13 protein-coding genes and 1 pseudogene are annotated in these 16,881 nt (G+C 71.6%); 3 read left to right on the top strand and 11 right to left on the bottom strand.

Annotated elements, in window-relative coordinates; genetic code table 11:
- The 3 genes and pseudogenes from ACFWW9_RS01095 to ACFWW9_RS01085 all read right to left on the bottom strand — a co-directional run.
- A pseudogene (locus ACFWW9_RS01095) lies at positions 1-296 on the bottom strand (UDP-glucose 6-dehydrogenase); the annotation flags it as partial.
- 55 nt (positions 297-351) lie between these two features.
- Complete coding sequence (locus tag ACFWW9_RS01090) at positions 352-1,689, bottom strand: beta-propeller fold lactonase family protein (protein ID WP_390370342.1); 1,338 nt, start codon at positions 1,687-1,689, stop codon at positions 352-354.
- A gap of 61 nt (positions 1,690-1,750) precedes the next feature.
- The gene (locus ACFWW9_RS01085) at positions 1,751-3,115 is read right to left on the bottom strand and encodes a glycosyltransferase family 4 protein (protein ID WP_390370341.1); all 1,365 of its coding nucleotides are present in this window, start codon (positions 3,113-3,115) and stop codon (positions 1,751-1,753) included.
- Positions 3,116-3,293: 178 nt separating this feature from the next.
- Here ACFWW9_RS01085 and ACFWW9_RS01080 point away from each other — a divergent pair, with 178 nt between their 5' ends.
- The 3 genes from ACFWW9_RS01080 to ACFWW9_RS01070 all read left to right on the top strand — a co-directional run bounded on the left by ACFWW9_RS01080 (position 3,294) and on the right by ACFWW9_RS01070 (position 6,760).
- Complete coding sequence (locus ACFWW9_RS01080) at positions 3,294-4,520, top strand: MFS transporter (protein ID WP_390370340.1); 1,227 nt, start codon at positions 3,294-3,296, stop codon at positions 4,518-4,520.
- Complete coding sequence (locus ACFWW9_RS01075) at positions 4,517-5,482, top strand: hypothetical protein (protein WP_390370339.1); 966 nt, start codon at positions 4,517-4,519, stop codon at positions 5,480-5,482. The genes ACFWW9_RS01080 and ACFWW9_RS01075 overlap by 4 nt, the downstream gene beginning before the upstream one ends.
- Positions 5,483-5,581: 99 nt before the next feature.
- The gene (locus ACFWW9_RS01070) at positions 5,582-6,760 is read left to right on the top strand and encodes a glycosyltransferase (protein ID WP_390370338.1); all 1,179 of its coding nucleotides are present in this window, start codon (positions 5,582-5,584) and stop codon (positions 6,758-6,760) included.
- Here the strand turns inward: ACFWW9_RS01070 and ACFWW9_RS01065 are convergent.
- The 8 genes from ACFWW9_RS01065 to ACFWW9_RS01030 all read right to left on the bottom strand — a co-directional run bounded on the left by ACFWW9_RS01065 (position 6,757) and on the right by ACFWW9_RS01030 (position 16,756).
- Positions 6,757-7,203 (bottom strand): type II toxin-antitoxin system PemK/MazF family toxin, encoded by a 447-nt coding sequence (locus ACFWW9_RS01065; RefSeq protein ID WP_390370337.1) that lies wholly within the window; start codon positions 7,201-7,203, stop codon positions 6,757-6,759. The two genes, ACFWW9_RS01070 and ACFWW9_RS01065, sit on opposite strands and share 4 nt — an antisense overlap.
- Positions 7,204-7,270: 67 nt before the next feature.
- Positions 7,271-8,020, bottom strand: coding sequence for a polysaccharide deacetylase family protein (locus ACFWW9_RS01060; protein WP_390370336.1), 750 nt, complete (start codon positions 8,018-8,020; stop codon positions 7,271-7,273).
- The gene (locus ACFWW9_RS01055; RefSeq protein WP_390370335.1) at positions 8,017-9,144 is read right to left on the bottom strand and encodes a glycosyltransferase family 4 protein; all 1,128 of its coding nucleotides are present in this window, start codon (positions 9,142-9,144) and stop codon (positions 8,017-8,019) included. Before ACFWW9_RS01055 ends, ACFWW9_RS01060 begins: the two co-directional genes overlap by 4 nt.
- The gene (locus ACFWW9_RS01050; protein ID WP_390370334.1) at positions 9,141-10,469 is read right to left on the bottom strand and encodes an O-antigen ligase family protein; all 1,329 of its coding nucleotides are present in this window, start codon (positions 10,467-10,469) and stop codon (positions 9,141-9,143) included. Before ACFWW9_RS01050 ends, ACFWW9_RS01055 begins: the two co-directional genes overlap by 4 nt.
- A 4-nt stretch (positions 10,470-10,473) precedes the next feature.
- The gene (locus ACFWW9_RS01045) at positions 10,474-11,502 is read right to left on the bottom strand and encodes a hypothetical protein (RefSeq protein ID WP_390370333.1); all 1,029 of its coding nucleotides are present in this window, start codon (positions 11,500-11,502) and stop codon (positions 10,474-10,476) included.
- On the bottom strand, positions 11,499-13,358 hold the full coding sequence (gene asnB, locus ACFWW9_RS01040) for an asparagine synthase (glutamine-hydrolyzing) (RefSeq protein ID WP_390370332.1): 1,860 nt from the start codon (positions 13,356-13,358) through the stop codon (positions 11,499-11,501). The genes ACFWW9_RS01045 and asnB overlap by 4 nt, the downstream gene beginning before the upstream one ends.
- On the bottom strand, positions 13,346-15,559 hold the full coding sequence (locus tag ACFWW9_RS01035; RefSeq protein WP_390370331.1) for a glycosyltransferase: 2,214 nt from the start codon (positions 15,557-15,559) through the stop codon (positions 13,346-13,348). Before ACFWW9_RS01035 ends, asnB begins: the two co-directional genes overlap by 13 nt.
- A 138-nt stretch (positions 15,560-15,697) precedes the next feature.
- Positions 15,698-16,756 carry a hypothetical protein gene (locus ACFWW9_RS01030; protein WP_390370330.1) on the bottom strand — a complete coding sequence of 353 codons (1,059 nt, stop codon included), beginning with the start codon at positions 16,754-16,756 and terminating at the stop codon, positions 15,698-15,700.
- Between the last annotated feature and the right edge of the window lie 125 nt (positions 16,757-16,881).

The raw sequence follows: 16,881 nt of genomic DNA, 5'->3' as shown, positions 1-16,881 counted from the left end.
CCGCCGACGACCAAGGGCTTGGGATCGGAGAGCAACCCGACCTCCTCCGGCCTGGCATCCCCGGGCCCCGGGTTGTCCGCGCCGACGACGAACGACAGGCGTCCGGACGCGATGCCCTCGGCCACGAGCTCCGGGAGGCCGGGCTCGAGGATGTCGACCTCACCGCGCGACAGCCGCTCGACCTTCTCCACGTCCACGTCCGCGCACACGACGCGGTGGCCGAGGGAAGCCAGGCAGGCGCCCGTCGTCAGGCCGACATACCCCGTCCCGATCACTGCGATCCGTCGGATGAACACCTGCAGTCACTCCCCTAGTCCTGTGTCTGGCGGTCGGCGCGCGGGCCGACGTTGGCTACAGCAGCGTCGTCGTGCCGTGGGCGACCGAAGACGTGTACGCGTTGGTGCCGGGGAAGCTCGCCGTGTACCCCTTGAGCAGGACGCCCACCGTGACCAGGAGCGCCGGGGCGGAGTCGCACCGAGCGGTGCCCGTAGCGTCCGTGATCGCGGTGCACAGCGGGTTTCCCTCGACGGTGCGGAAAACGACGGTCTCGCCAACAACCGGCGCGCCGGTGTGCTGCTCGGTGAGCCGCGCGTCGATGCTCCTCACCGACAGCACGCTGGGCAGCGTGATCGCGAGCTTCGCCGAGCCGCCGGTCAGCACGGTCGCCGCGGCGGGCACGAAGTGCACGGCGACGCCGACCGGCTTCTCACCGACGGGGATCGTGGCCGTGACCGCCCTGGTCGCCGTGTCGATCACCGACACGGTGCCCGAGGTGAAGTTCGTGACGTAGACCTTGCTGTCGTCGGGCGTGAGGGCGAGGCCGATCGGCCTGCCGCCCACCGGGATCGGCGCGCCGTCGACCACGGGGACGTTGGGGTTGCCCACGTTCTCCAGGTTGAGCACCGACACCGTGTTGGAGCCCGAGTTCGTCACGTAGGCGCGCTTGCCGTCGGCGGTGATGTCGACGCCGTACGGGACCTGGTTGACCGTGACGATCCGCAGCACGGTCCTGCTGGCCGTGTCGACGACCGCGACGTCCTCGGAGTTCTTGTTGACGACCAGCAGGCGGCTGCCGTCGGGCGACACGGCGAGCGAACTGGGCCTGCTGCCGGTGTACACCGACGCGGACACCGTGTTCGTCGTCGCGTCGACGACCGTCAGCGTCGTCGGGCCGGTGACGTCGTTGGCCACGTAGACGGTCTTGCCGTCCGGGGAGATCGCCACGCCGTCCGGGCTCGGGCCGACGTTCACGGTCTTGACGACGCTGAGGGTGGCGACGTCCACAACGGACAGCGTGCCGTCGCCGTAGTTCGTGACGTACACGAAGCCGCCGTCGGGCGCGACGACGACACCCGCGGGCTTGGAGCCCACCGGGATCCTCGCGTCGACCGAGTTGGTCGGCGCGTCGATCACCGACAGCGTGTTGTCCCTGAGGTTCGTGACGTAGCCACGGGTTCCGTCGAACGCGATGTCCGCCGTGTACGGCGAGCTGCCCGCGTTGTCGGTGACAGTCCTGGTGATCGAGTTGTCCGCGGTGTCGATGACCGACACACCGCCGCCGTTGTTGGCGACGTAACCGAGCACGCGTCCGATCGGGTCGGCCGACGCCGCGGGCGTGGCGACGAGCGCCGACACCGCCGCGGCGACGGCTAAGACCGTCGTGGCGCGAGAACGATCGAGAACTGGCATGTGGAGCCTCCTGGCGCTGATCCCCGACCTAATCCGGACATCGCGCGCCGAACCGTTGGTGTTAGCCGATTTCCCGTACCGTCGTGTCCTCGGTGGAGTGACCCCGGTCGGCGGCGAACGCGCGGAGCACCGCGTCGTCGGTCACGTCGACCAACGTCCTGCCCCACTGGTCGGTCCCCGACGCGTTCAGGACCGCGGGTCCGTCCGGGAAGGGGCCCTTCGAGCGGAAGCCCAGCAGCTCGTCGAAGACGCCGATGTAGTTCTCCGCCTGGGGCCGCCAGTCCAGCACCTTCTCGCAGCGCCGCCGCCCGGTCGCGCCCAGTTCGGCGCGCCGCTCGGGGTCGTCCAGCAGGTCCAGCAACGACTGCGCGAACCCGTCCACGTCGCCGGGCTCCACGTACACCGCGCAGTCGGCGGCCGACACCACGGTCTCGGTCAGCCGGTAGGCCACGACCGGGACGGCGTAGGCCATGTACTCCATGGTCTTGTTCATCGTCGACACGTCGTTCAACGGGTTCAGCGGGTCCGGGCCGACACCCGCCGACGCGGTGGAGAGGTAGCGGGAGATCTGCTCCGGTCCGACGCGGCCGGTGAACTCCACGTAGTCGTCCAGGCCCCACGCGGTGCTCTGCTCCTTCAGGTCCTCCAGGCAGTCGCCGAACCCGAGGAGCGCGAAGCGGACGTCGGTGCGCCCGCGGTCGTGCACGATCCGCTTGGCCACCTCCAGGACGCCGTCCACGCCGTCCTGCGGGCCCATGATGCCGAGGTACGCCACGAGGTGCTTCCCGCCGCGCAGCAGGGTCGGGTCGCCCGCGGTCGGCCGCATGACCGACGTGTCCGGGCCCGACCGCACGACGGCGGTGTGCTCGCGGGGCACGCGGCCCCGATCCCAGGCGATCTTCTGGTACGAGGTGTTGGTCGACGTCACCCGGTCGGCGGTGCGGAACGTCCGCCGCTCCAACCACTTCAGGATCGCCAGCTGCGCGCGGCCCGCGACGCCCTTCGGCTTGCCGAAGCGGGACAGGAACACCTCGGGGTTGAGGTCGTGGTGGTCGAAGAGGAACTTGACGCCCATCGTCCGCCACAGCAGCGCCAGCGCCCAGTAGGTGTCCGGCGGGTTGCACGCCTGCATGACGTGGAACCGGCTGCGCCGCCACACCTTCTGGCTCAGCCACGCGGTGCGCAGCCAGCAGTACAGGAACTCCCACGCGTAGCCGACGACGCCCTCGGCCTGGGGCGGCGGCCGGTACTTGTACAGGTGCACCGAGTCCAGCACGGCGTAGGCCGGGTCACCGGGGCCCTTCGGGCAGATGACCGAGACCTCGTATCCCGCGTTGACCAGCGCCCGGCACTCCAGCCAGACCCTGCGGTCCAGCGGGACGGGGAGGTTCTGCACGATGATCAGCACATGCGGCGCGCGTCTCACTGAACCCTCTTCCTGAGGTGAGCTGACGCTTCGTAGTCGCTCCGCACAGCCAAAGGGTTACCGGTTTCGCCGAAACATCACAGCCAGGCGGCTCACGGCTACGCGGCGTACCGCCGAGCGGTGTAACGCTGAGTGCACCCCGTGCCGATATCCGGGGCAGGCGGAAGGTGGGTTCGGGGTGTACATCGCTTCTGCGCGAGCCGGCACGCGCACTCGGCTGGGCGCGGTTCCCAGGACGGTCGTCGCGCTCGGCGTGGTCAGCCTGCTGACGGACGTGTCGGCGGAGATGATCACGGCGTTCCTCCCCGTCTACCTGTTGTTCAGCCTGAACATCGGCTACGTCCAGTTCGGACTGCTCGACGGCCTGTACACGGGCGCGACCGCGGTCCTGCGGCTGGTGGGCGGGCACGTGGCCGACCGGCTGCGCAGGCCGAAGCTGGTGGCGGGCATCGGGTACGGCCTGTCGGCGGCCACCAAGCTGGTCTTCCCGGCGGTGGGCGCGTCGGCGTTCGGCATCGGCGGCGTGATCGCCGCGGACCGCGCGGGCAAGGGCCTGCGCACGGCTCCGCGCGACGCGCTGATCTCGTTGAGCGTGCCCCCGGAGCAACTCGGCACCGCGTTCGGCGTGCACCGGAGCATGGACACCGTGGGCGCGATGATCGGCCCGATAGTGACGTTCCTCATCCTCACGAACCTCGGCTCCGCGCCGACCCCGTTCTTCGTCGTGAGCTTCGGCTTCGCCGTGCTGGGGCTGATCGTGCTCGGGTTCTTCGTGCCGGAACGGGCGCAGGCCACCGCGTCCGTCGGGCCCCGGCCCAGCATCAAGGCCGGCCTGGCGCTGCTGAAGGACGTGCCGTTCCGCCGGGCCGGGATGATCGCCGCCCTGCTGGGCCTCGCGACGGTGTCGGACGCGTTCGTGTTCGTCCTGGTGCAGCGCACCACCGAGATCCCGCTCGGGTGGCTGCCGCTGCTGCCGCTGGGAACGGCGTTGACGTTCCTGCTCTTCGCGGCCCCCCTCGGCCGGTTGTCCGACCGGATCGGGCGCTGGCCGGTGTTCTTCGGCGGCCACGTGCTGCTGCTGGGCGTGTACCTGCTGCTGCTCGCGCCCGCGGGCGGGGCTCCCCTGGCCGTCGCGGCGCTGCTGATGCACGGGCTGTTCTACGCGGCCACCGACGGCGTGCTGTCGGCGTGGACCGGGGCGATGATCCCGGAGTCGCTGCGCGGCTCGGGGCTCGCCGTGGTGCAGACCGGGCAGGCGCTGGCGCGGCTGGTGTCGTCGATCGCCTTCGGGTTCCTGCTCCAGTACGCGACGTTGAGCACGGCGGTCCTCACGGCCGTCGGCCTGCTCGGCGTCGCGCTGCTCGTCGTGCTCGTGGTGACCCGCAAGGAGGAGTCGGCGTCGTGACCCGCAACCGCACCGCGCTCGGGGTGGTCCTGATCGTCGTGGTCGTGCTGGCCACGGGGATCTACCTGTGGCGGGTCGGCGGGCCGTCCGGCGCCACCGCGGCGACCGCTCCCGCGGACGGCGCGGCCATCACCCTCGTGGACCAGCGCGACGGCGGGGACGCCGTGGCCTCCGTCGACCCGTCGGCCACCGACGGGCCGCGGACGCCCACGGGACTGCGGTGCCAGCGGATCTACACGGCGGCCGGGACGACCGTGTGCCTGCGGGTGGCGGGGATCGGGCCGTCGTTCGAGGCCGCGGTGTTCGTCGGCGGGACCGTGGTGAAGTCGATCCCGTTGCCGGGTGTGCCCTCGCGGGCGCGGGTGTCCGCATCCGGGAAAATCGTGTCGTGGACGGTGTTCGTGACCGGCGACTCGTACTCCTCCGCGGGCGGGTTCTCCACCCGCACCGGGTACTTCGACCTCCGCAGCGGCGAGGTCGTGGAGTCGTTGGAGACCTACGCGCTGACGGTCGACGGGACGGCGCACACGGCGTCGGACGTGAACTACTGGGGCATGACGTTCGAGGCCGACGACACGGCGTTCTACGCGACCGTGGGCACCGGCGGGCGGCGGTGGCTGATCAAGGGGTCCACGGCTTCCAAGACGGCCGCCACCGTGCGGCAGGGGCCGGAGTGCCCGTCGCTGTCGCCGGACGGGAAGAGGCTGGCGTACAAGAAGGCGACCAAGTGGGTCGGCCGGTGGGAGCTGGCGGTGTCGGACCTCGCCACCGGGGTGGAGACGGTGCTTCCGGGAACGGCCGGGATCGACGACCAGGCGGCGTGGCTGGACGACTCGACGCTGGCGTACGGGGTGCCCTCGCAGCAGACCGGGGTGCCGGGGGTGTACCGGGTCGCCGCCGACGGGAAGTCGGAGCCGGTGCTGGTGGCCACCGCGGCCTCGTCGCCGGTGCCCGCGCGGTAGTTCTTCGGCCCCATTGGAACGTATAGCGCGGTACGGGGCTTGTGGCAAGACCCCGTGGCCGGTCCAGACTTCGAGCCCTGCCGAGGGTTTGGAGGGTTCATGCGGGTGCTGTTGTCGACCATCGGGTCACGGGGCGAGGTCCAGCCGGTGGTGGCGCTGGGCGTGCGGTTGGTCGAACTCGGGCACGAGGCGCGGGTGTGCGCGCCGCCGGACTTCCGGTCGCTGGTGGAGGGGCTGGGGCTGCCGTTCGTCCCCATCGGGCCGGAGCTGAAGGGCACCGCCGAGCCCGGCCGGGCTCGACCCACGCCGTCGCAGCTGAAGGAGATGGCCGACGCGAGCGTGGTCACCCAGTTCGAGACGGTCGGGGCGGCCGTCGAGGGGTGCGACGCGCTGGTGGCGGGCGGGGCGTTGCAGTTCGCCGCGCGGTCGGTGGCCGAAGCCGCCGGGGTGCCGTACTCCTACACGTCCTACTGCCCCGTGACGCTGCCGTCCGACGAGCACGCGCCGCCGCCGTTGTCGTGGCGGGGCGGGGACGCGGTCGAGGGCGACAACCGGGTGCTGTGGGAGCGGGACGCGGACCGGTGGAACACCACCTTCGGCGAGGTGGTCAACGCGCGGCGAACCGCGTTGGGGTTGCCCGCGGTGGACGACGTGCGGGGGCACATCTTCGGGGAACGGCCCTTGTTGGCGGCGGATCCCGTGCTGGGGCCGTGGGACGGGGCGTCGGGCGTGGTGCAGACGGGGGCGTGGCTCCTGCCCGACTCGCGGCCGCTGTCGGCCGACCTGGAGGCGTTCCTCGAGGCCGGGGAACCGCCGGTCTACTTCGGGTTCGGGAGCGTGCGGGCACCGGTCGAGATGAGCCGGGTGATGGTCTCGGCGGCTCGGGCGGCGGGACGGCGGGCCGTGGTGCTGCGCGGGTGGACCGGCCTGGACCTCGTGGACGAGGGCGGGGACTGCCTGTCCCTCGGCGAGGTCAACCAGCGGGCGCTGTTCCCGCGCGTGGCCGCCGTCGTGCACCACGGCGGGGCCGGGACGACGACCGCCGCGGCGTTGTCCGGGGCGCCGCAGGTGGTGGTGCCGCAGATGTACGACCAGTTCTACTGGGGCGAGCGGGTGGCCTCGCTGGGGATCGGCGTGGCCCACCGCGAGCCGCCCACCGCCGAGTCGTTGGCCACCGCGCTCGGCGAGGCGCTCCGGCGGGGGGCGCGGGCGCGCGAGGTCGCCGGGTCGGTGCGGACCGACGGGGCCGACGTGGCCGCGCGGTTGGTGACGGGCTAGGCGGACCAGCCGGTGGGGTGCTGGGCCTTGACCTTCTGCCACGAGGGCGTGGCGATGCGGCCCGCCTTGCGGGTGAAGGCGTGGTCGGTCAGGCGGAAGGGCCGGGAGAGGTCCACGTAGCTGTCGTGGGTCGCCTTGGGGTCCCAGGCCTTGGTGGGGATCCGCAGGTGGTCCTGGCGGTCGCTCTTGTCCTGGCTGGTGATGCGCAGGACGTCCACCCGCTTGCGGTAGGTGCGGATCACCACGCACGGGCGGATCTTCGCGCCGGTGCCCTCGCGGAACGGGACGTCCGCCCACCAGATGTCGCCCGGCTGGGGCCGGGTCAGCCACGAGGAGTCCGGGACCGAGTCGCGGAGCTTGCCGGGGCGGGGCTTGCGGCGGAGGAGCAGCACCGCCGCCGCGGCCGCCACGAGCAGGGCCGCTAGGACGTACCAGAGGGTCATGACAGCTCGCTATCGGTGGGGACCGGGGAATCGGGTCAGTCTGCCGTTCCCCGGCCCCGTCCGCCGATCACGGGCGGAACCACGCCGTGCGCCACGGGCGGCCGTGGGTGAGCAGCCGCCCCACCGACATCGGCCGGTAGCCGTCCGCCCGCAGCGCCGCCACGAGGGCGCGGGTGACGTCCCCGCGGTCGAACGTGGGACGGGGGGTGGTGTCGCCCTCGGGGACCTCGAAACCGTCGTGCAGGAGGACGATCGCGCCCTCGTGCAGGGCCGGGAGGGCGCGGGCGGCGACCTCCGTCGCCGTGCCGTCCACCCAGTCCTCCACCGTGGGACCCCAGACGACCGGGAGCAGGCCCGCGCGGCGGGTGGCGGTGAACGTGGCGACGGACTGGGAGCCGTACGCCGGGCGGAACAGGGTGATCTCCCGGCCCGCGACGGCCTCCAGGCGGCGTTTGCCGTCCACCAGCAGGGCGTGCACGTCCTGCTGCTCGGTGAGCCGGGAGTGGTCGATGCCGTGCAGCGCCACCTCGTGGCCCTCGGCGAGGACGCGGCGCAGCAGGTCGGGGTGGGCCTCGGCGCGTTCCACCAGGACGAAGAACGTGGCCTGGATCCGCAGGTTCGCCAACGCCTCCAGCACCGCGGGGGTGCCATCGGGGTCCGGGCCGTCGTCGTAGGTCAGGGCGACCACGCGCTCGGCGGTGCGGATGCCCTTCAGCGAGCCGAGCGGGCTCAGGAGGCCGTCAGTCGCCCGGCGCACCCGGCGCTTCGCCCGCGGGGACAGCTTGTCGGCCACCTTCGCCGTGAGCGAGCCGATCACCGGGCGATCCCCTCGGCGAGGGTGGCGACCTGGGCCGCGGCGCGGTCCCAGGAGTAGTGCGCGGCCACGCCCGCGACGCCGGTGAAGGCGTTGTGGTAGACCGAGTCGTCGTCCAGGAGCTGCGCCACGACCTTGGCGAGTTCGGCCGGGTCGTCGGTGGAGACGAGGTCGCCGTCGTGGCCCGCGGTGATGATCTCCGGCATGGCGAAGGCGTCCCGCCCCACGCACGGCAGCCCGCGGGACAGCGCCTCGACGAAGGCGATGCCGAAGCCCTCGAAGCGGGACGGCAGCACGAAGAGGTCGTGCGAGTCGTACAGGGCGCCGATCCGCTCGACCGGCAGCCGGCCGAGGAAGTCGACGCCCTCGGGGACCGGGCCGTCCAGCGGCCAGGTGTCCGGGCCCACGACGGTGAGCGTGATGGCGGGGTCGACCTCGCGCCGCAGGAGGTCCAGCGCCTTCACGACCTGGTCGCCGCCCTTGGTCGGGAAGTCCTTGCCCACCATCAGCAGCCGCCTGCGGGGACCGCTCAGCCGTCGGCGGTGGGCCACCTCGACGGCCGCGGTGTCGCCGCTCGCGCTGATGCCGGGGTTGACCACGTGCACCTTGTCCCTCGGCAGGCCGGTGACCTCCACGAGGTGGTCGGCGAACCAGGAGCTCATCGCCAGCACCCCCGAGGCGGCGGCGTAGACCTCGCGCTGGCGCTCGGCGGAGCGCTCGACGTCGGCGCGGGTCAGCGACGGGAAGTGGCTCAGCCCGCCGGGGCGGTCCACCAGGTCGAGCAGGACGTCGTAGCTGAGGTCCTGGAGCATCAGGAACGGGCGGTCGAACGTGGTGAGGTCCTGGATCTGGAGCACGACGTCGCACGGGTTCGCGCGCAGCGCCCGGCGCAGCGTCCACTCGTCGAAGCGGCGGGTCGACGGCGCGTGCCGCCACATCGAGACCCAGCGGCCGTCGACGCGGCGGGCATGGGCGGCCTTGAACGCGTTGCGCAGCACCGGCGGGTGTTCGACGCCGAGGTCGACGACGTCGACCTTGCCCCGCAGCGCCTCGCGCAGGTTCCACGGCGTGTGCGACCAGGTCAGCTCCGGTCGCGCGTCCCAGCTGCAGGCGAACCCCAGCCTCATACCCCGATCCCCGCTTTCACGTCCACGAGAACCGGGCCCGCGGCCAGTTCCCCTCGCCGGGCCAGCCGCCACAGCGCGCCGATGATGCCGATGAACAGGAACAGCACGCCGCTGATCATCGGGAAGCCGAGGCCGTCGAAGGTGGCGAACGACAGGCCCGCCACGGCGATCGACGCGGCGAGCGCCTGGCCGAGGTGGCGGTTCTCCTCGTCCCGCGCGCGGACGCGGACGCCGCGGGCGGTGACGAACCCGATGACGAACAGCAGGATGAGCGCGGCGAGGCCGAAGAACCCGGTTTCCACGATGCTGCCGAGGAACTGGTTGTCCAGCGTGATGAAGTCCTTGGGCAGGAACGTGCCCAGGCCGCGGCCGAACCACGGCGACTGGTCGATGAACTGGCCGACCACGACGTAGTCGTCGGTGCGGCCCTGGATGCTGGGGTCGTCGGCCCAGCCGGTGAACAGGCCGGTGATGGTGCCGACGAGACCGGGGATGAGCAGCCGCAGCGCGACGACGAACACCGGGGCCACCAGCAGCGCGATCCCGCGCCGGACGCCGGACCAGCCCGCGAACAGCACGATGAACGCCACGAACATGCCGAGCGTGGCCGAGCGGGACACCGACATCGGGCTCGCGAGTCCGATGAGGACGACCAGGCTCCACCACAGCCACCGGCGTTCCTTGACGTAGAACGCGAGGTGCAGCGCGACCGGGAACACCACAGCGAGGACGACGCCGAACTCGATGGCGTGCGAGGCGGTGGCCGACACCCGGCGGAAGTTCGACCGGTCGGACACGTTGCCGATGTCGTAGTTGATCTTGAGGCCGGGGAGGTGGCCGTACAGCTCGGCGACGTTGAAGCCGGTCGCGAACTGGAGCAGGCCGATGAACGCGATCACGCCGGTGAGGACCACCACCGTGCGCAGCAGCAGTTCCACGCTCCGGCGGGTCTTGAGCATGTCCGCCGCGACGAAGGCGATGCCCATCCACGACATCGTGGTGAGCAGCGCCCGGTCCGCGCCCGAGAGCTGGTCGGGCGGCAGCGGGCTGAGCGTGCCGAAGACGTAGGACAGCATCACCGAGAGCACCAGCAGGCCCACGGCGACGCGGGCCGGTTGCAGGTAGGTCTTGGCCCCGGACTTCGGCAGCATCCTGGTGACGAGCCAGAACACGACCATGCCCATGCCGACGACACCGGCGGGGGTGCCGCTCGCGCCCAGCGGGCCGATGATCAGCTGGGCGGGCAGGAGGAAGAGGAGCACGGCGAAGAAGGTCAGCAGACCTCGTGCGTCGCCCTTCTCCTGTCGGGTGGGGAGTCCGCGCATGGGGTCAGTCGCGCTGGGCAGGCCGCGCGCTCACCTCGAGTTCGGTCCGCGGCCATGCGACGTGATCGGGGTTGGGGACGGGCTTGATCCGCTGGGTCTCGTCGGCCGGGCGCGGCCTGCGCATCGGCGGCCTGCCCCGCGGCGCTGGCTGCTCCTCGGGCACCGGCGCGGACTTGACCGTCGGGGCCTGGGTCGAGGGCACCCGCTTGGGCACCGGCACCGGCGCCGGGATCGGAGCGGGCTCCGGGGCCTTGACGCCGTTGGTCTTCGGCGGCTCGGGGACGGACGTGTCGAACGCCTCCGACTCGTCGAAGTCCTCCTCGGGCTCGTCCTCGCTCCGCGCGGCGGCGGCCTTCTGCCGCTTGCGGGTCTGGACGCTCTCCCGGAGGAACGCGATCAGCACGGTCAGCGCGAGCCCGACGACCGCCATGCCCGCGAGCGCGCGCATCTGGCTGCCCCGCTGGACCTCGGCGTGCGTCGGCGTGGTCACCGGGTTGGTGGTGATCAGCAGGTTCTCCGGCGCCTTCAGGTCGATCTGGTTCTGGGTCAGCAGCTCGGTCATCGACTTCTCGATGATCTGCGCGGTGCGCAGGGCCGCCTCGCGGTCCTTGGAGTTGGCGGTCACCTGGAGCATCGGCGCCTCGCCGGGGACGATGTCCACCAGGTACTCGGCCGTGCCGCCCTTGGCGACCATCTCCTCGATGGTGGACTTGTCGTTCATCTTCCGCGCGGTGATCTCGGCGACGATGCCGAGCGAGCCGCCGAACCCGAGGTACGGGTTGGCCTGCCCGGCCTGCGACGAGCCGACCTGCGCGGGCACCAGCAGCACGTCCGAGGCCTTCACCTCGTACGTCGGCGGGACCATGAAGAAGATGCCGATCGCGGCCGCGACCATCAGCGCGACGCCGACGGTCACCACGACCCACTGCTTGCCCAGCACCTTGAGGGCGCTGACGAAGTCGACATCGGTGCCGGGGGTCTCCCGCGCACTCGTGATCACCACTCGCCGTCCGCGTTTCTTGTCCTGGCTCATTCGAGCACCTCCACCCCGTTGGCCCTGGCCAGTTCCCGCCGCCAGACCTCCAGCGACAGCAGCGTCCACAACCTCGGCTGTTCGTTCCTGCTGCCGGAGTCGTGCTCCGCCAACAACGTCCGCACGGCCCGCGGGTCGAGCACCTCGCCGACGAACGACGAGGGCCCGGTGAGCAGGTCGTGCGCCATGTCCCGCAGGCCGTCCCGGAACCAGGCGTCCAACGGCACCTTGAACCCGGACTTCTTGCGGTCGACCACTTCGTTCGGCAGGTGGGCCCGTGCCACTTCCTTGACCACCCATTTCGTGACGCCCTTGCGCACCTTCACCGAGCTGGGCAGCGTGAACGCCAGCTCCACCAAGCGGTGGTCGAGGAAGGGCGGGCGGAGTTCGAGTGAGGCGGCCATCGACATGCGGTCGCCGCGTTCGAGCAGGTTGTCCGCGAGCCACGAGTGCGAGTCCGCGTACAGCATGCGGTGCAGGGCGTCGCCCCGGCCGCGCTCGTACGGGCCCGTGGCGCTGCGGGCGGCGGGACCGCCGAGGAGCGCGTTCCGCTCGTCGACGGTGAACGGGGCGAACCAGCCGCGCATCCGTTCCGCCGCCGTGGGCTCGGCCATCGCGCGGACGGCGACGCCGAGGCGGGCGCGGCTGGCGGGCAGCGCGCGTTCCAGCCGGTGCAGGGCGGGGCCGCGCAGGGCGGCGGGCACGAGCCCGGCCCAGCGGGTCGCCTGCGAGAAGCGGTGCTTGGGGTAGCCGCCGAACAGCTCGTCGCTGCCCTCGCCGGACAGCACCACCTTCACGTCGCGGCGGGCGAGCTGCGCGAGCTTGAACACGGCCACGTCGGCGGGCTCGGACAGCGGCGCGTCGCGGTGCCAGCTGAGGTTCGCCCACGACTCGCGGAAGTCGTCCGCCGTCACGATCACGTCGTGGTGCTCGCTGCCGACGAGCTTCGCGACCTTGTGCGCCCAGTCCAGCTCGTCCACGCGCGGGTCGCCGAATCCGGCGGAGAACGTGTGCAGGCCCGCGCCGTCGCGGGCCCGTGCCACCAGCGCGGTGATGAGGCTGCTGTCCACGCCGCCGGACAGGTACGCGCCGACCGGCACGTCCGCGACCAGCGCGTCGCGCACGGACGCGTCGAGCGCGTCCGCGACCAGCCGGACGGCCTCCTCGGGCGTGCGTGACGCCACGACGGGCTCGCGCGGCAGCTCCCAGTACGGGGCGATCGTCACCGCGCCCTTGGCCGTGAGCCGGAGCCGGTGGCCCTGCGGCACCTTCCGCACGCCCTCGACGAGCGTGTACGGCGCGGGCACGGACCGGTGCGCCAGGTAGTCGTGCAGGCTCGCCCGGTCGACCTCGCGGTTGCCGATGACCGGGAACAGCGCCTTGATCTCCGAGGCGAACGCGAAGACCTCGGAGTCGAAGTAGTAGTACAGCGGCAGCACGCCCATGCGGTCGCGGACGAGGTGCAGGTCGCCGCTCTCGGCGTCGTGCAGCGCGTAGGCGAACTGGCCGCGCAGCTTGCGCACGCCCTCGATCCCGTGGCGCTCGTACAGCGCCAGCAGGACCTCGGTGTCGCCGCTCGTGCGGTAGGGGTAGTCCACTTCGGACCGGAGCTGCCGGTAGTTGAGGATCTCGCCGTTGAACGCGACCGTGCGCCGGCCGTCGTGGCTCGCCATCGGCTGCGTGGACGAGCCGAGGTCGATGATGGACAGTCGCGTGTGGGCGAAGCCGAGCGGCCCGGACGTCCAGACGCCCGAGTCGTCCGGTCCTCGGTGGACGAGCCGCGACGCCATGGCGCGCAGCAGGTCCGCGTCGGCGGGCGCGCCGTCGAGCCTGCGGTACCCCGCTATCCCGCACACGGGCGGCCTCCCTCGGCCAGGTCCACGAGCTGCTGCGCGCGGGAGTTCCACGACGCGGGCAGCACGGACGTGCGCAGCTTCTCCGACGACAGGGGGCCGCCCTCGGCCAGCGAGGTCTCGACCAGGGCCACGAAGCCGTCGTGGTCCCTCGCCACCCGCACCCGGTCGGTGTAGTGGTCGATCTCGGGGAAGTCCGTCGTCACGATCGGCAGGCCGAGCGCGAGGTACTCCTTGAGCTTGATGGGGTTCGCGTGCTTGATCCAGTCGTTGTCGAGCCACGGCATCAGCGCCACGTCGAACGCCGACCCGTACGCCGGGATCTCCTCGTACGGCTTGAACCCGAGCCAGTGCACGTTGGGGTACTTGGCGAACCGCTCCATCGAGCAGGTCGCGTCGCCGATGAGCACCAGCGAGGCGTCCGGCAGCGACTTGGCGACGTGCTCCAGCAGGTCGAAGTCGACGGTGTAGTCGTCCAGGCCGCCGAAGAAGCCGACGATCGGGCCGGGGATGCCCGCCAGGTCGGCGGGCAGCTCGGCGGCCGGGCGGCGGCTGAAGTGCTCCAGGTCCACGCCGTGGTCGAGGAAGTACGAGCGGTCGCCGGTGGCGTCCCGCTCCTGCTCCTGCAACGCGCGGCTGACGTAGAGCACGTGGTCGGAGTGCGCCAGCAGCTCGTCCTCCAGCGCGGCGATGGTCTTCTGGTCGGACTCCGGGAACGCGGAGTGCCGGTCCGAGCGGTTGTACAGCAGCGCCTCGCGCCTCATCGGCTCGACGACGTCCCACGCGGTGGGGATGGTCGCCACGACGACCGGGCTGCCCATCCGCAGCACGGCGCAGACCGCCCGCACCTGGGCGCGCACCAGCACGGAGTTCAGCTTGCGCAGCCACGGCTTGCCGTAGAACGGCAGCGGCAGCGGGGTCATCACGTGGAAGCCGGGCACGTCCGGCAGCGGCCTGCGCACCAGCATCGCCACGCTCTTGGCCTTGCGCAGGATGCGGCGGGCGAACATCGTGCTGCGGCCGGGCAGCGGCATCCGCATGCCGATGCTGTTGACCAGGAGCACCTTGCGCTGCTCGGCCACGCGGGTCAGCAGCTGGAAGTCCGAGTGCGCCCGGTTGTGGTACCACCAGTCCTGGGCGGAGAAGCAGAGGTAGCTGGGGGCCCCGGCGGTCTTCGCGGAGTCCAGCGGGGCGGGCCAGCGGCTCATGCCGACCAGGCCGCGCAGCGCCGCGCGGTGACGGGTCCTCGACGCCGCGTCACCCCGCACCGAGCGCAGCAGTTCGTTGAGGGCGGCGGCGAACCACATCGGCACGGCGTTGGCGAGGCCGAAGCGCTCGCGGTGCAGCCGGACCTTGTTCGCGACCATGAGCGACCACAGCCGCGGCGACGACTCCAGCTCGCCGCCGAGGTGCACGGCCTTCGCGGCGGGCTCGTAGCGCACGGCGAACCCGCCGCGGCGGGCCCGGAGCATGAACTCGGTCTCCTCGGAGTACAGCAGGTAGCGGTCGTCCAGCGCTCCGAGGACGTTCAGGCACTCCCTGGTGACGAGCCAGGCCGCGCCGGTCACCCAGTCGGCCTCGCCGGGCTCCCGGTAGCGCTCGGGGTCCGTCACGGTCTCGCCCAGCACCTGGTAGCGGCCGGCGCGCGTGCCGCCGAGCACCGCCTCGGCCAGGGTCCGCAGCACGGTGGGCGAGCGGCGCAGCGACCGCTGCGGCACGCCGTCGCCGTCCACCAAGGCCGGGGCGACCACGCCGACGCGCTTGGTGGCCGCGGCCCGCAGCAGCGCGACCGAGCCGGGGGCGAGGCGGATGTCGGCGTTGAGGACGAGCACGTCGCAGTCCGGCGCCGCGGCGATACCCGCGTTCACCCCGGCGGCGAACCCGTCGTTGCCGGAGCGGGCGACCACGGTCGCCTTCGGGGCGACCCGCGCCACGACCTCGCGGGTGCCGTCGGTGGAGGCGTTGTCGACGACCACCACGCGGGTCTCGCCCGCGCCCTCCAGGGCCGCGGGGAGCGCCGCCAGGCAGCCTTCGACCACGGCGGCGCTCTGGTAGGTCACCACGACCACGGCGAGAGGGCGCGCACGCCGGTGGGCATCAGCATCGGGGAACTGCTTCACGGCCACGTCCTCGGAAAGCCACGACGCACGGGCGAACTCCCGGCGCGCGAACGACTCGGCATCATCCTTTGCTAGATCGACCAAGAAGAGAGGGTCGTTACGCTCCGTCCACCGACCGGCCCAACGACCACCCAGCGTCCACCGGGAATACACCTGTGTCACGACAAAACACCCTCGGTGCCCGATCGGGTACCGAGGGTGTCTCGTGTTTTTAGGGGGTCTTTACCCCTGGGCCTTCACGGCTTTGCCGTTCTGGTCCACATTGCCGCCACCGTCCGCGTTGCCCGCGAGCGCGTTGTGGAACGGCGCGTACTTGTACTCGGTCGTGAGCACGTTGTCCTTCACGATGAACGGCGGGGACGCGGCCGCGAAGATCAGGTGGTTCGAGCGGGTGATGTAGTTCTGCTCGATCGTCCAGTTCTTGCTGACCGCGTTCGAGCCCGACCCGGCGCCGGGGTCGTTGTAGATCCCGATCCCGTTGTGGGTGTAGTCGCCGTCCTGCCGGATGCCGTCGATGTAGTTGTGCTTGACGACGCCGTTGCTGGCGTTCGGGTTCATGTTGATCACGTCGGTGTGATCGCCCGACTGGAAGTACGTGTCGTGCAGGAAGTTGTCCTGGATCAGGTACGGGCCCTGGCCCTGGACCATGATCCCGATGTTGAAGCCGTAGATGTTGTTCCGCAGGAACGTGCCGTTGCGGTAGGCCACGATGCCGTTGCCGGACAGGCCCTTGCCGTTCGGCGCGATCGTCGTGTCCTGCACGGTCACGGTGCCGTTCTCGATCCACAGCGCGTGGAAGTCGCCGCCGTAGACGCGCGACTGCGAGACGACCAGGTTGGTCGAGTCCGGCAGGTCGACGTGCAGCATGCCCGCGACCAGGTACTTCTCCAGCCGGTACGGGTCGGCCTGCGACCCGCTGCCGGGGAGGCCCTGCTTCTTGATCCAGTCGGCGTTGACCAGCTGGTCGCCGTTGACCTGCTTCAGGTCGGTGGTCTGGACGCCGGTGTTCGAGGCGTTCGGCCAGCCCGTGAGGCCCTGCGTGGGCGCGGTGGGCGGCTTGGGGAGAGCGGGGGGCGGCGCGGCCGCCGAGGACGTCGGGAGCGAGCTGCTGCTGCTCGGCGGGGCCGAGGAGACCGACGAGGACGGCGCGCTCGACGAGGAGCTGGGGGTGGAGATCGGGGAGAGCACCGCGCTGGAGGTCGCGGCGACCGGCTTGGCGCGCGCCGGGCTGCAAGCCGCGACACCGAGGACGGCGAGGACGAGAACTGCGGAAGAGGCCAACACCTTGCGGGTACGACGACCGTCGTTGACCTGTCTTGACGACGTGCGGGGATGCACGAGGAGAGCCCACCTTTCGCTAGACAGTTCGGTGACCGGTTCAAATCCCCCGCGACCAGTCAGCGCTC

Origin of the sequence: Umezawaea sp. NPDC059074, assembly GCF_042738955.1 — a bacterium.
Classification (GTDB): domain Bacteria; phylum Actinomycetota; class Actinomycetes; order Mycobacteriales; family Pseudonocardiaceae; genus Umezawaea.
The sequence above is the reverse complement of the archived record's forward strand: the minus strand, read 5'-3'. Positions and strand labels throughout refer to the sequence as shown.

Excerpts from the sequence above, each read along its gene's own strand:
- ACFWW9_RS01090 (WP_390370342.1), bottom strand. The coding sequence starts at position 1,689 with ATGCCAGTTCTCGATCGTTCTCGCGCCACGACGGTCTTAGCCGTCGCC.
- ACFWW9_RS01070 (WP_390370338.1), top strand. The coding sequence starts at position 5,582 with ATGCGGGTGCTGTTGTCGACCATCGGGTCACGGGGCGAGGTCCAGCCG.
- ACFWW9_RS01065 (WP_390370337.1), bottom strand. The coding sequence starts at position 7,203 with ATGACCCTCTGGTACGTCCTAGCGGCCCTGCTCGTGGCGGCCGCGGCG.
- ACFWW9_RS01055 (WP_390370335.1), bottom strand. The coding sequence starts at position 9,144 with ATGAGGCTGGGGTTCGCCTGCAGCTGGGACGCGCGACCGGAGCTGACC.
- ACFWW9_RS01050 (WP_390370334.1), bottom strand. The coding sequence starts at position 10,469 with ATGCGCGGACTCCCCACCCGACAGGAGAAGGGCGACGCACGAGGTCTG.
- ACFWW9_RS01045 (WP_390370333.1), bottom strand. The coding sequence starts at position 11,502 with ATGAGCCAGGACAAGAAACGCGGACGGCGAGTGGTGATCACGAGTGCG.